We start from the raw sequence: 14345 nt of genomic DNA, 5'->3' as shown, positions 1-14345 counted from the left end.
TTCGCCGCACGGCAACGCGCGCGGCGTGTTTATCGTTTGCGACGTCGCGTTGGCGACGGCCAGGTTCGCCATCGCAGCGCGCCCGGCGATTTTAGCGCAGGCTGTCTTGCGCGCACATGTCCACAAAACAATATCTGGAAATATTTGGCGGGCGGAGAAAGCCGATAGCGCCCATGACGAGGCGGACAACCACGCGCACCATGCAAAACGGCCGCAAGCAGCGGCCGTTTTTTGTCGAGGCGTCGATGTGCAACGCGTTACTTCAGCACCACTTTCACGTCGAAGTATTTCGACGCGAAACGGTCGATCGTGCCGTCGGCCTTCAGTTCCTTCAGCGCCTCGTTCAACGCGTCCTTCAACGCCTTGTCGCCGCGGCGAATGCCGAAGCCCACGCCCGCGCCGAGCAGCTTTTCGTCGGTGACGGCCGGACCGGCGAACTCGAAGCCCGCGCCTTGCGGCTTCTTCAGAAAGCCCTTCGATGCCGCTTCCGCGTCCTGGAACGATGCATCCAGACGCCCGGACGAGAGGTCCGCGTAGATCTGATCCTGCGTCTGATACGGCACGACGTCGACACCGGCCGGCGCCCAACGCGCCTTCGCATAGGTTTCCTGAATCGTGCCCTGCAGCACGCCGACGTGCTTGCCCTTCAGCGACGCGGGCGTCGGCTGCAAGCCGCTGCCCTTCTTCGCGATCATCTGATTCGGGATCGTGTAGATCGGGTCGGTGAAGTCGATGGCCTGACGACGCTGCTCGGTGATCGTCATGTCCGAGTTGATCGCGTTGAATTTGCGCGCCTGCAACGCGGGAATCAGGCCGTCGAACGAATTCTCGACCCACACGCACTTCGCCTTCAGCTTCGCGCACACGGCATTGCCGACGTCGATGTCGAAGCCCTGCAGTTCGCCCGACGGCGACTTCGATTCGAACGGCGCATACGACGCCTCGACACCGAAGCGCACTTCCTTGATGTCCGCCGCCGAAGCGGACGCTGCCGTGAGCGTTGCCGTCGCGAATAGCGCGAGCGCAGCCGTGTTTCGCCAATTCATCTTCATTACGGGTGTTCCTCTACGGTATTGAACAGGACGGAGCCGAATCCGGACAGGCATGATTGCCGCGCCAAAAATGCGATTCAAACTCGCGCGGCCGTTGTGGTGCAGCGCAACAGCCGCGAGGCGGGGATTGTACAGGCTCGTTTGCCGCGGCTGCGTGGCGTTGGGGTGAAGGCTGCGTCGCGAGCGCGGGGCAGCGCTGAAGCGCAAAGCTGCAAGTTGATGTCGCGGTGGCGCAAGCAATGCAACGAGCTCAACCGGCGCGAATAGTATGCGCCTTCGTGTCTTTACACATCGCGCCGCTAGACGAGCGCGCCGTGCGTCTCTTCAGTCGTCTCGATCACCATCAAGCCCGCGCGCAAACCGGGCTTCACCGTCGCATTCGGAAACACGAGGCGCTCTTCGTCATGCTGCACGACGTAGCGATAGTCGCCATCGCGTGCGAGCAAGGTGTGCTTCGCGAACGGCGTGAAGTTCGCGACATCGGGCGCGACCAGCAATTCGAACGCGTCGCTTTGCTTCGTGATCTGGTCGATCACCGTGAAGGCGCGCGGCAGTTCCGCTTGCGTATTGCCATTCGTGCCCGCGAGCAGATGACGCAACGCCTGATCCGCGCCCGCAAAACGCGTGAGGTCGTTCTGGCCGAACGGACGCACCTTGCCGAGTTCCAGCGTGCACGCGTCGGCAGCGCAAGCCTGCGCGGTGAAATGCGAGTACGTGTTGCCCTTCGTGGTGTGCAACAGCACTGCGCTAATGCGCGCCTCGCCGAGCCACTCGAACATCGCGCGCGAAAATGGCCTGCCCGTATGCGGCAGCAGCGCGAAGCGCTCGAACGCGGACGCGCGGATCGCCGTGTGCATGTCGATATGCCAGCGCGCGCCCGGCTCTTTCGAAGCGGCATCGAAGAACTGCACAGCGGCCCGCTCGAGCGCCGCGGCGCGCGGCGCCTCGTGACTGTGCGGCAGTTGCAGATGCCGGCCGCTGAAGAGGCGATTGAGATCGTCGTCGCGATAGCGGCACGCGTCGCGCATCGCATCGACATTGCCGAGGATCGCGAGCAGGCGGCAGGTCAACGCTGCGTCGCCGCGCGCGATGTCGCGCACGAGATGCGACAGCAGTTCGATCGGCGCGGTTTCGTCGCCATGCACGCCGGCCGATGCAAGCACGCTGCGTGTGTTGTTCAAAGACGCGGCCGGCTCGAGCAGCAGCACGCCGTCATCGAGCCACGACCAGCGCACGCCGCCGGCGCACGTGCCTTGCATGTCGTTCGCGGCAGGCCGCGTGCCCGCGAGCGTATAGGCGAGGAAATCGTCGAGCATCGCGACCGGCTCGCCGCGCTCAGCGCTGGAAGTCATAGAGCGATCCGAGGCCGAGAATCTGCGTGAGTTCATCGAGCGCGGTGCGCGACTCGACGAGCAGTTTAGGATCGGCGAGATCAGACGGTGCGAGACGGTCGCGATAATGCTTTTCGATCCACGTATCGAGCCGCCCGAACAACGTGTCGTCGATCCACACGCCGCGTGTGACCGCCGCGCGCTCCGCCTCGTTCAACACCACACGCAGACGCAGGCACGCCGGCCCGCCGCCGTTCTTCATGCTTTCGCGCAGATCGAACACGAGCACCTCGTCGATCGGACCCGTGTGCGACGTCAGATCGTCCAGATACGCGGCCACGCGCGGATTTTCGCGGCACTCCTGCGGCACCACCAGCACCTGCTTGCCGTCGGGGCGCGTCAGCAACTGGCTGTTGAACAGATACGACGAGACCGCGTCCGCCACGTTCACCTGCGCATCGGGCACTTCGATCACGTTGAAATCCGCCTTCAGGCCAACGAGCTTCGCGCGCAACTCGTCGTACACCGCCTGCTGTTCGACAAACGCAAGCTGATGACAGAACAGCGTGTTGCGGTTGCCGACCGCGATCACGTCGTTATGAAAAACGCCTGCGTCGATCACCTCGGGATTCTGCTGCGCGTAGACAGTTGCTTCTTCCTGCAAGCCATGACGATGCGCGACCGCGCGGCTCGCTTCGAACGTCTGACGCGCGGGAAAGCGTTTCGGCTCGGGTCCGCGGCGATACTCGCTGCGGCCGTACACGAAGAATTCGACGCCACGTGCGCCATATTCCGCGCTAAAGCGTGTGTGATTCGCCGCGCCTTCGTCGCCGAGTGCGGGCGTGCCGGGCAAAGCCTCATGCACGGCGAAGCGATCGGCGTCGCTGAAAATCGCGCGCAACGTGCGGCGCGTCGATTCGTGTTCGATCGCGCGATGCAGCTTGCTGCACAGATTGGCCGGCGTGAAATGCACGCGGCCGTCGTGCGTGTCGGCGGACGGACTCACGGTCGCGGCATTCGCGGTCCACATCGCCGAAGCCGAACTCGCGGCGGCCAGCAACTCGGGCGCATTCTTCGCCACGTTGGCGATCACCGTGGCGTCGTCGCCGGAAAAACCCAGCTCGCGCAACAGACGCACCGACGGACGCTCCTGCGGCGGCAGCACGCCCTGATGAAAGCCGAGATCGGCCAACTGCTTCATCTTGCGCAGACCCTGCTTCGCGGCCGCCTTCGGATTCGCAACCGACTTCTCGTTGTTCTGCGACGCGACGTTGCCGAACGACAGCCCCGCATAGTTGTGCGTCGGGCCGACCAGGCCGTCGAAATTGGCTTCAGTGGCTTGCATCGTCGATCCTTAGAATTGAAGGCCCGGCGAGACGCTCGCGGGCATTTGCAGTTGCGCGCTTTCAACCGACGCCATCGGATACGCGCAGTAATCGGCCGCGTAATAAGCGCTCGGCCGGTGATTGCCCGAACGCCCCGGCCCGCCGAACGGCGCACCCGACGACGCGCCGTTGGTCGGCCGGTTCCAGTTGACGATGCCCGCGCGGATAGTGCGCTGGAAATGCGTCCACAGCGATTCGTCGTCGGCGAGCAGGCCCGCGGACAAACCGAACTCGGTGTCGTTGGCTTTTTCGAGCGCTTCGTTAAAGCTGTCGTAACGGATGATCTGCGCGAGCGGCCCGAAGTGTTCCTCGTCGGGCAGATTCTTCACGGCGCTCACGTCGAGAATGGCCGGCGTGACGAAGCCGAGCTTCGGATCGCGCTGCTCCATTTTCAGCAACGCATGTGCGCCATCCGCGAGCAAGCGTTCCTGCGCCGCGACGAGGCGCGAGGCCGCGCGCGCCGAGATCACCGCGCCCATGAAAGGCTGCGGCTCGGCGTTATATTCGCCGACGCTGATGCGCGAACTCACCTCGACGAAGCGCGCGAGAAAGCGCTCGCCGAACGCGTCGTTCGGTACGAAAATGCGGCGTGCGCAAGTGCAGCGCTGCCCCGCCGACAGAAACGCCGACTGGATCGTGTGATGCACGGCGGCGTCGATGTCCGCGACCGGCCCGATCACGAGCGGATTGTTGCCGCCCATTTCGAGCGCGAGCACGATCTCCGGCCGTCCGCCGAACTGCTTATGCAACAATGTTCCGGTATCCGAACTTCCTGTAAAGAACAGGCCGTCGATCTGCCGATGATTCGCTAGCGCAACGCCCGTGTCCTTCTCGCCCTGCACGAGGTTCAGCACGCCGGCCGGCAAGCCGGCATCGGCCCAGATTTGCACGGTCAGCGCGGCGACGCCCGGCGCAAGTTCTGACGGCTTGAACACGACCGCATTGCCCGCGATCAACGCCGGCACGATATGCCCGTTCGGCAGATGCCCAGGAAAGTTATACGGCCCGAACACGGCGACCACGCCATGCGGACGATGCCGCAACACCGCGGTGCCGTCCGCCATCGGCGAGCGCTTTTCGCCGGTGCGCTCGTTGTACGCCTGAATCGAAATCTCGACTTTCGCGGCCATCGAAGCCGCCTCAGTGCGCGCTTCCCACAGCGGCTTGCCGGTCTCGCGGCCGATCGCTTCAGCGAGCGCTTCCTTGCGCTCGGTGACGAGCGCGGCGAAACGGCGCACCACCGCGCAACGCTCGTCGAGACTCAGCGCCGACCATGCCGCGAACGCTCGCCGCGCGCCGCGCACCGCGCGGTCCACGTCGTCCGCGGACGCACTATTGCCTTCCCACACCGTCGCGCCCGTACCGGGGTTGCGCGACTCGAATGCGGGTCCCGTGCCGGCAGCCCATTCGCCGCCGATGAAAAGCTCGCTCATGATCATCCCTGTTTATGTTTCAGCGGCAGCACCCGCACCGGGTCGCCTGCCTTGACGCCGAGTGCCGACGCTTCGATCGCGTTCATGCGGAACACGCCGTCTTGCGGCACGCCCGCCGCCACGCCCACGCGAAAATCGCCGAGCGATGTGTTCGACACCATTGAACGCGGCGCATCCTGCGGCGCGCCCGCCGGCACGTCGGCGATTTCGAGCGGCACCATCACGCTTTCGCGCACCGTGCGCAAGTCGGAGATATGGCACTCGAGCACCGGACCGGCATCGAAAATATCGACGTGGTTCTCGTAGCGCAGCCCTTCCGCTTCGAGCATGCGGCGCGCCGGAATCGTGTCGCTATGCGTGAGGCCGACGCATTGCTGCGCTTCTTCAGGCAGCAACTCGACATACACCGGATAGCGCGGCATCAGCTCGGCAAGAAACGCCTTGCGTCCATGAGAACTGAGGTAATCGGCCGCGTTGAAGTCGATCTGATAGAAATGCGAGCCGACCGCGCGCCAGAACGGCGACGTGCCTTGCTCATCGAAATGGCCGCGCAATTCCGCGCACAAACGCTGCGGAAAGCGCTCGCGAAACTGCGCAAGAAACATGAAGCGCGAACGCGACAGCAGGCCGCCCACTCCGCTCGTGCGATAACGCGGGCTCAGAAACAGCGAGCACACTTCGGCGTAACCCGTCAGGTCATGCGAGATGTTGAGCGCGCGCATGCGCGTCCAGATGCCGAGGTCCTGGCTCGCGTGCACCACCGTGCTCACGCGATAGTTGTAGAACGGCTGCTGCAGGCCGACAGCCGCTTCGATGCCGCAGACGCCGGCGACGTCGCCGGTTTGCGTGTCTTCCATCACGAAGAAGTAGCCTGCCTCATGCGGCGCGGCCTTGTCTTCCATCGTGCGGCGCGCCCGTTCGACGCGCGCGGCAAGCGCTTCGCGATCCGGCTTGAAGGTGGTGAGGCCTGGGCCGGTTTCCTGCGCGAGCCGCATCAACGCGTCCACATCGCCTCGTTGCACAACGCGAACGACGATCATTGCGCGTCTCCCGATTGTTCGTGCTGCTGTTGATCTTCTTCGTCTCCCGGACGATGCAGCGGCGCGCAACGCACCGCATTGCCGTCCTGCACGCCGAGTGCCGCCCGCGCCGCCTGCGCGAGGGGTGCCCCTTCGCTTTTCGTCGACGGCAGATCGCCGAGCACGCAGCGGAATTCGCCATCCACGCCGTTGTGCGCGATCAGATACGCAGCGCCGCTCGCGGCTGCGGCGGTCTCGCGCACGACGCGCGTTTCATTGCGCGCGACCGACGCACTGCGGTCCACTTGCGCAGTGAGCACCGGGCCCGCGTCGAAAATATCGATGAAGCGGTCCGTCTCGAAGCCTTCTTCCAGATGAATTTCATACGCCAGTAGAGCGTTCGAATCCGGCTCGCCGAGCACGCACTGCGCGGCTTCGGGCAGCAAAGGCACATAGATCGGATACGTCGGCATCACTTCGGCGATAAACGTTCGGCTGCGTCCGCCCGATTCGATTTCGATGTCGGCAAAATCGCGGCCGAAGAACTTGCGCCCCACCGCTTCCCAGAATGGCGACACGCCATGCTCGTCGGTCACGCCGAGCAGCAGCGAGAACACCTCGGACGTAAAGCGCTTCCGATTCGCGGCGATGTACATCATGCGCGCGCGCGACAGCAGATGCGCGGCGGCATCGCCACGCAGCGACGGGTCGATGTAATAGCCCGCGAGCCGGCTCTTGCCCGTCAGTTCGTGCGACATGGTGAGCGCGTGAATCTTGCGGTTCACGTGCAGTTCGCGCGACGCATGAATCAGCGCGTCGTTACGAAATGCGTAGAACGGGTCCGAATAACCCGCCGCCGCGATGATGCTCGCCGTGCCCATCAGTTTGCCCGTCTCGCTGTCTTCGAGCACGAACAGATAGAACTCCTCGCCCGGAAAGTCGACGTCCGCGCGAAACGAATCTTCCGACAGCGCGACGCGTGCCTCCAGCGCGCGCCGGTCGTGCGGCAGGGAATGCAGCACCGGTTGCGCGGTGCGCGCCATATGTTCGAGCGCATCGAGATCGGCGAGGCGGCCGGGGCGTACGAAGAGCATCATCGTTCCTGTTGAATGTGACGCATGAGTTCCCCTATGCGTCGGTGCGAGGCGTTGAACGCGCCGTTTTATTTCGACGCCGCTTCGGCCTTCGCGCCGACCACTTCGGCAATCGCTTTCGCGAGCCGTTCGAAGCCTTCGTTCATGTCGTCGAGCGGCATGATCAGCGACGGCACAAAACGCAGCACTTCCGGTCCCGCCATCAGCATGATCACGCCATGCTGGCCCGCGGCCGTGACGAAGTCTTTCGCCCGGCCCTTGTACGCGTCGGTCAATTCGGCGCCGATCAACAGGCCCTTGCCGCGCACTTCGGTGAAGAGGCCGAAGCGCTCGTTGAGCTTCGCGAGATGACCCCTCAGCACGTCGCTGCGCGTGCGCACGCCTTCGAGCAGCTTCGGATCGCTAACCAGTTCGACCACCTTCTCCGCGATGGCCGAGCCAAGCGGATTGCCGCCATACGTGGTGCCATGCACGCCGACCTTGAAATGCGCGGCCAGTTCGTTCGTGGTCAGCATCGCGCCGATCGGGAAGCCGTTGCCGAGCGCCTTCGCGGTGGTCAAAATGTCCGGCGTGACGCCCGTGTCCTGGTACGCGTAGAAGTAGCCGCTGCGGCCCACGCCGGTTTGCACTTCGTCGAAAATCAGCAGCGCGCCGTGCTGGTCGCAGGCTTCGCGCAGCGCTTTCAGGAACGCCGGATCGGCCGGAATCACCCCGCCCTCGCCCTGAATCGGCTCGACGATCACCGCGCAGGTCTTCGCGCCAATCGCCTTCTTCGCGGCCTCGATGTCGTTGTACGGCAAATGCACGATGCCTTGCGGCACCGGTCCGAAGCCTTCCGAATACTTCGGCTGACCGCCGACGCTGACGGTGAAGAACGTGCGGCCATGAAACGACTGCGTGAACGAGATCACTTCGAATTTCTCGGCGCCGTGGCGGTCGAACGCGACTCGGCGTGCGAGCTTCAGCGCCGCTTCGTTTGCTTCGGCACCCGAGTTCGCGAAGAACGCGCGGTCCGCGAAGGTGAGGTCTTCGAGACGTTTCGCAAGACGCAACACCGGCTCGTTCGTGTAGCCATTGCCGATATGCCACAGCTTGCTGCCCTGCTCCTGCAAAACTTTCAGCAGTTCGGGATGCGCGTGACCGAGCGCGGTGACGGCGATGCCGCCGGCGAAGTCGATATAGTCGCGGCCTTGCGTATCCCAGACGCGTGAGCCGAGACCGCGATCCGGCACGAAGGCGGCGGGCGCGAATACCGGCACCATGACTTCGTCGAAGGTCTTGCGTGTCACAGTCAGGTCGTTCATGGCAAATCCTCGTTACGGTGAGAGGTAATACAGACAGTGTAGGAAACCGCGCGCGATACGTCTTGCGCATACGCGACGCTTTCTATGAGCTTCCACCTCGTTGCGTGCTGCGAGCGGCGCCCGCCGCGCGCCGAGGCGCTTTCAATCCGCGAGATCCGGCCGCTCGATCAATGCGCCCGCGCGCGGTTCGCTCGCCGCCGCGCCGCCCGCGCCCGTCTGCCGGTCGAGCCAGTTGCGGCGATCCTCGCGCGGCGTCACGCCGAAGCGCTCGCGGTATGCATTCGAAAAGTGCGCCGCCGACGAAAATCCGCACGCGAGGCTGATCTGCACGACCGATTTGCTGGTGCGCTGCAATTGCGTGCGCGCTTTCGAAAGGCGCAGACCCAGGTAGTATTTGGACGGCATCGAGCCGAGATACTGGCGAAAGAGTCGCTCCAGTTGCCGCCGCGAAACGCCGACGAGACCGGCGATTTCGTCGGTGGTGAGCGGGTCTTCGATATTCGCTTCCATCAGCATCAACGCATCGTTCAGACGCGGATGGCGCTCGCCCGGCGCGGTCACGAACGGAATGCGCTGACGTTCCTCGCCCGCGCGCAACACGCCGACGCCGAGCGTATCCGCGATGCGATCCGCGAGCTCGGGGCCGTGTTCGCGGCCGATCATCGCGAGCATGAAGTCGACAGTGGCCTGACCGCCCGCGCAAGTCGCGCGATCGCGGTCGATTTCGAAAATCTGCTGCGTGACGATGGAGCGCTCGAACTGCTCGGCGAACTGCTGATAGGTTTCCCAGTTCACGCTCACGCGATAGCCGGACAATTGCCCCGCCATCGCGAGCCACCACACGCCGTGATGGATCCCCGTGACGAGCGGCGTGCGTTGCCCGACACGCGCAAGGCTCGCGAGAAACAGCCGATAGTCGGCAAATTGCTGAAAGCGTTCCGTGATGACGATCAGCCAGTCGCACGCGATCGCGTCGCCGAATGCGGCGTCGGCGGGCCACTGCGCGCCGCCTGCGAGCGGCACCGCACGGCCGTCCCACGAGCAGACCTGCACGCGATACAGCGCGCGGCCGTCGATTTCGTTGGCGAGATTGAGCGCGTCGACAATCGGCCCGACGCCCGACATCGACACGGGCGGCAATGCGACGATTGCGACCTGCGTGGTGCGTGCGGGACTGGACGTGCGGGCCATCAGCGGATCACAACGCGGCGGCGGGGCGAACGGGCGGACGCGGCGCGCGTTACTTCAGGCTGCCGGAGAGGAACTGCTTGAGCCGCTCGCTGCGCGGCGCGCTCAGCACTTCGGCGGGCAAGCCTTCTTCTTCCGTGCGGCCTTGATGCAGGAACATCACATGGTTCGACACGTTGCGCGCAAAACCCATTTCGTGCGTGACGACGATCATCGTGCGCCCTTCTTCCGCGAGCTTCTGCATGACCTTCAATACTTCGCCGACGAGTTCGGGATCGAGCGCCGAAGTCGGCTCGTCGAACAGCATCACATCGGGATCCATCGCGAGCGCGCGGGCAATCGCCACGCGCTGCTGCTGACCGCCGGACAGATGCGCCGGATACTGTTTTTCGACGCGCGGCGCGAGGCCCACCTTCTCGAGATATTCGCGCGCGCGCTCTTCGGCTTCGCGACGCGGCAGGCCGAGCACGTGAATCGGCGCCTCGACGACGTTCTCGATCACGTTCATATGCGCCCACAAATTGAAGTGCTGGAACACCATCGCGAGCTTCGTGCGAATGCGTTGCAACTGCTTGTGATCCGCGACTTCGAGATTGCCGGCGCGGTCGGCCTTGGTCTTCACCGCTTCGCCGTCGACGACAATCTGCCCCGCGTTCGGCCGCTCGAGAAAGTTAATGCAGCGCAGGAAGGTGCTCTTGCCCGAACCGCTCGCGCCGATGATGCTGATCACGTCGCCCTTGTTCGCGTTCAGCGACACGCCCTTGAGCACTTCGTTGTCGCCGTAGCGCTTGTGGATGTCCTGCACGGCGAGCTTGCAAGCCTGGGTTTGCGTGGTGTGGAGCAAGGTGCTCTCCCTTTGAAAATACGATCGAACTTGCGACGGCGCGCTCAATGCGTGCGGACCGCCAGATAACCGAGCCAGTGACGCTCGGCGCGGCGGAACAGCGCGACGAGAGCAAACGACACCACGAGGTAGATCAACGCCGCGAGGCCGAATGCGTCGAACGAACGATAGGTTGCCGAATTCGCGTCGCGCGCCACCTTCAGGATATCCGGCACGGTAGCCGTGAACGCGACGGTGGTCGCGTGCAGCATCAGGATCACTTCGTTACTGTACAACGGCAAGGCGCGGCGCAGCGCGGACGGTATCACAATGCGGCGGTACATCGTGAACCAGCTCATGCCATAGGCACGGGCCGCTTCCACTTCGCCATGCGAGGTCGCGCGAATTGCGCCCGCGAAAATCTCCGTCGTGTACGCGCAGGTGTTGAGCGCGAACGCGAGAATCGCGCAGTGAAAGCCGCTGCGGAAAAACGCATCCAGCAGTTCATGCGAGCGCACGAATTCGAGGCTGTACATGCCGGTGTAAATAAGCAGCAGTTGCACGTAGAGCGGCGTGCCGCGAAACACATAGGTGTAGAGACGCACGGGCGTCGACAGCCAGCGCTTTTTCGACACGCGCGCGACCGCGAGCGGAATCGCAAGACAAAAGCCGATGCCGACGGACACGACCAGCAGCCACAACGTGACCGCGAGGCCGGACATGCGCTGGCCGTCCCAGTAGAGAAACGCGCGCCAGAAGTCGTTGAGAATGTCGATCATGGTCTTAAAGCTCCGCGTGCCGGACGCCGATCGAATAGCGGCGTTCCAGCCAGATCAGCGCGAGGTTCGAGACGGTCGTCAGCGCGAGATAGATGAGCGCCGCGATCAGGATGAAGAAGAACATGTTGAAGGTGCTTTTGCCCGCGTCCTGCGCGGCCTTGACGACATCCGCGAGACCGATGATCGACACCAGCGCCGTCGCTTTCACCAGCACCTGCCAGTTGTTGCCGATGCCGGGCAGCGCGAAACGCATCATCTGCGGAAAGAGAATGCGCGCGAACACGCGCACGCCGCTCATGCCGTAGGCGCTGCCCGCTTCGAGCTGGCCGCGCGGCACGGCGAGAAACGCGCCGCGAAACGTCTCCGTGAAATACGCGCCGTAAATGAAGCCGAGCGTCAGCACGCCGGCGACGAATGGGTCGATGTCGAACTGCGCCACATCGAGCGCGTCGGTCAGATTGTTGACCGCGATCTGGATGCTGTAGAAAAGCAGCAGCATCAGCACGAGGTCGGGCACCGAGCGGATCAAGGTCGTGTAGCCGGTGGCGAGCGCGCGCAACGGCCGGTTGAGGGAGAGTTTCGCCGCCGCGCCCGCGAGGCCGAGCAGCACGGCGGCCGCGAGCGACAGCACCGACAGTTCGACCGTCTGGATCGTGCCGGCCAGCAGGACCGGACCAAAGCCGTATAGCACCACGCGTGTCTCCATCCAGTTTGGTTTGAGAACGCCTCGATGCAGCCGGCTCGTCGGACCCCGGCTCATCAGGCATGGCGCGGAGTCTCCCAAGCGAAAATTAATTTCTCAAAGGCCGACGCAAAGTTTGCTGCGCCGCAGCAGGCCACGCGGAAAGCGCCGGGCGGCTCGCGGCGCTTGGTGTTGGGGGACGCGGCGGGATGCAGTCGCCAGCGCGGCCCGGACGCGCCGCCGCGATTTAGCAAGTTTGAGGTCGCTTTTTCGATAGACGGCGCGCGCTTCGCGCAAGGCGAAGCGCGGCCGTGCGAAGACCAGGAGCGGGCCGCCGCTAGTCCATGCCGAGCCGCGCGCGGATCGCGGGCAGCATGTATTCGACCGCCGCGCGCCCTTCCTCGATGGCCGGCGCCGCGCGATGAAAATCGAAGATGCCCATGCCGCCCAGGCGCGGCTGGATCAGGATGTCCGCGGGCTCGCCCGCGAGGCGGCTGCGCGTGATCCGCACCTGCATGATGTCGATGCTTTGCGCGATCGAACTGAGCATCGAAGGCACGCGCGCGCTCGGCGCGGGCGGCACGCGCACGTCGTCGGTCGCGCGCTCTTCGGCGGGCGCGAGCCAGCGCGGCCAGGGCTTGCCGTTGCGGCGCATCGAAACCGGCGTCGGCGCGTTCGGGTCGATGGCGGGCGTGTCCACGACCGCGCCGCCGAAATCGCGTCCGTTGAGAATGTCGTTGTTCAGATCGACGGCAATCACGCAGTCGGCCCGCATGCCGCGCGCGACCGACACCGGAACCGGATTGCTCAAGCCGCCGTCGACGAGCCACACGCCGTTGTGCCAAACCGGCGTGAAAATGCCGGGAATCGCAATCGACGCACGCACCGCGTCGACCACGCTGCCGTCCTGCAACCAGCTTTCGCGGCCCGTGTCGAGTTCGGTGGCGACCGCGGCGAACGGCATGTTCAGTTGCGCGATGGACCGGCCGTTGAATTTGTCGGCGAATAACTGGATCACCTTGCGCCCGCCAAGCAGACCGCCCGACAAACGCAAGTCGAGCAGGCGCACGACCGTCTGCCACGTGAGCCGCGACACCCACTCCTCGAGCCAGTCGAGGTCGCCGTTCGCATAGACGGCGCCGACCAGCGCGCCAATCGACGTGCCGCATACCACGTCGGGCTTGATGCCCGCGTCATGCAGCGCGCGGATCGCGCCGATATGCGCCCAGCCGCGCGCGGCGCCGCCTCCCAACACCAGCCCGATACGGCTGTATCGACGTCGACGTATCATGATGCCCCCCGTCTTTCTTCGTCTGCTTCTCGTTGTTTACAGCGTTTCTAGCGCCCGCGCATGACGTCCGAACGCGATGTCGTGTACACCGTGTGATTCTGGTCGAAGTGCACGTTGAAAATGCCTTCTTCCGTCACGCCGCCCTCGCGCCACTTCCAGCTCCACACCGTTTCCGGCTTGAGCGGAAACACCGCGACCTGACCCGGTTTGCCGAGCAGCCGCCGCACTTCGTCCTCGCTCATGCCGATGCGGATCTTGCCGAAGTTCGCCGCGGTCAGCACTTGCGTGATGGATTGCAGTTTACCGTCACGGTCAATGTCCACCATGTACGTATTCATACCTTGCGGACCACGTGGATACTCGAAGCGCTTCGAGCCGTCCGTATAAGTGCGTTCGGTTTCGGGCTTGCCCATCTGCTCGCGGATCTGCGCTTGGGTCGTGACGCCCGGCGTCATGTCCTTGAGCAGCAGCGCGTCGGGCTTGACGGCGTTAAACAGGTCCTTGATTTTTTGCACGGCGTGCTCGCTCTGTTGGTCGTCGCACGCGGTAAGCGCGAGGCATGCAGCCAGCATGGCGACAAGAGGCAGTTTCAGGCTCACAGCAAATTTCCTGTAGCGATGCGGACGCGAGTGCCCGCATCGGTCGTGTAGTGATTCCCCGCTGGAGTTCCCGCTCGACATCCGCTGGACGTTCCTTAGGGCGCGCTACAGGATAACCGCGTGACGCAAAAACCGCGAGCGCGCACACGGCGCGCAAAGACACGGCGAAACCGGCCTCGCAGGCGAAAAATGCAGGACGTAAAGCGCTTTTCCGACGATGACGCCCTCTGCGCGCCAATTATTGCAAAGCGCAACAGACGCAACAGAAAGCAAAAAGGCGACGCTGTGCAAAGCGTCGCCCATGCCGGACGGCAGTGAAGCGATGGTCGTGACGGCGGGTACGGTCAGTACGCCGGTCTTGAAGA

At 64.2% G+C, this 14345-nt stretch carries 13 protein-coding genes; all 13 read right to left on the bottom strand.

All coding sequences use genetic code 11. The annotated features are described in order from the left end of the window. Window positions 1-257: 257 nt before the first annotated feature. Complete coding sequence (locus AB6809_RS17780; protein ID WP_029969183.1) at window positions 258-1052, bottom strand: ABC transporter substrate-binding protein; 795 nt, start codon at window positions 1050-1052, stop codon at window positions 258-260. Between the two features lie 299 nt (window positions 1053-1351). Then, on the bottom strand, window positions 1352-2404 hold the full coding sequence (gene astE / locus AB6809_RS17775) for a succinylglutamate desuccinylase (RefSeq protein ID WP_029969182.1): 1053 nt from the start codon (window positions 2402-2404) through the stop codon (window positions 1352-1354). Then, a complete protein-coding gene (gene astB, locus AB6809_RS17770; RefSeq protein ID WP_029969180.1) occupies window positions 2388-3728 on the bottom strand; it encodes an N-succinylarginine dihydrolase in 1341 nt (446 codons plus the stop codon). The genes astE and astB overlap by 17 nt, the downstream gene beginning before the upstream one ends. Window positions 3729-3737: 9 nt before the next feature. Further along, a complete protein-coding gene (astD, locus tag AB6809_RS17765) occupies window positions 3738-5201 on the bottom strand; it encodes a succinylglutamate-semialdehyde dehydrogenase (protein WP_029969178.1) in 1464 nt (487 codons plus the stop codon). 2 nt (window positions 5202-5203) lie between these two features. Further along, on the bottom strand, window positions 5204-6241 hold the full coding sequence (gene astA / locus AB6809_RS17760) for an arginine N-succinyltransferase (RefSeq protein WP_006051091.1): 1038 nt from the start codon (window positions 6239-6241) through the stop codon (window positions 5204-5206). Continuing rightward, a complete protein-coding gene (aruF, locus tag AB6809_RS17755) occupies window positions 6238-7314 on the bottom strand; it encodes an arginine/ornithine succinyltransferase subunit alpha (RefSeq protein ID WP_029969176.1) in 1077 nt (358 codons plus the stop codon). Before aruF ends, astA begins: the two co-directional genes overlap by 4 nt. Before the next feature lie 68 nt (window positions 7315-7382). Then, window positions 7383-8618: an aspartate aminotransferase family protein gene (locus tag AB6809_RS17750; RefSeq protein ID WP_371026902.1), complete on the bottom strand. Its 1236-nt coding sequence runs from the start codon at window positions 8616-8618 to the stop codon at window positions 7383-7385. Between the two features lie 141 nt (window positions 8619-8759). Beyond that, entirely contained in the window at window positions 8760-9809 is a 1050-nt protein-coding gene (locus AB6809_RS17745) for a GlxA family transcriptional regulator (protein ID WP_006051094.1), read from the bottom strand. A gap of 49 nt (window positions 9810-9858) precedes the next feature. Next, window positions 9859-10650 carry an ABC transporter ATP-binding protein gene (locus AB6809_RS17740; RefSeq protein ID WP_006051095.1) on the bottom strand — a complete coding sequence of 264 codons (792 nt, stop codon included), beginning with the start codon at window positions 10648-10650 and terminating at the stop codon, window positions 9859-9861. A 44-nt stretch (window positions 10651-10694) separates the two neighbouring features. After that, window positions 10695-11408, bottom strand: a complete 714-nt coding sequence (locus tag AB6809_RS17735; protein ID WP_029969172.1) for an ABC transporter permease — start codon at window positions 11406-11408, stop codon at window positions 10695-10697. Between the two features lie 4 nt (window positions 11409-11412). Beyond that, window positions 11413-12102 carry an ABC transporter permease gene (locus AB6809_RS17730; protein WP_006051097.1) on the bottom strand — a complete coding sequence of 230 codons (690 nt, stop codon included), beginning with the start codon at window positions 12100-12102 and terminating at the stop codon, window positions 11413-11415. A 325-nt stretch (window positions 12103-12427) separates the two neighbouring features. Then, window positions 12428-13381, bottom strand: a complete 954-nt coding sequence (locus tag AB6809_RS17725) for a patatin-like phospholipase family protein (protein ID WP_006051098.1) — start codon at window positions 13379-13381, stop codon at window positions 12428-12430. A gap of 47 nt (window positions 13382-13428) precedes the next feature. Then, window positions 13429-13980, bottom strand: a complete 552-nt coding sequence (gene bamE / locus AB6809_RS17720; protein WP_310034362.1) for an outer membrane protein assembly factor BamE — start codon at window positions 13978-13980, stop codon at window positions 13429-13431. Window positions 13981-14345 lie beyond the last annotated feature (365 nt).

This window comes from Paraburkholderia sp. RCC_158, from assembly GCF_041355255.1.
Taxonomy (GTDB): domain Bacteria; phylum Pseudomonadota; class Gammaproteobacteria; order Burkholderiales; family Burkholderiaceae; genus Paraburkholderia; species Paraburkholderia graminis.
The sequence above is the reverse complement of the archived record's forward strand: the minus strand, read 5'-3'. Positions and strand labels throughout refer to the sequence as shown.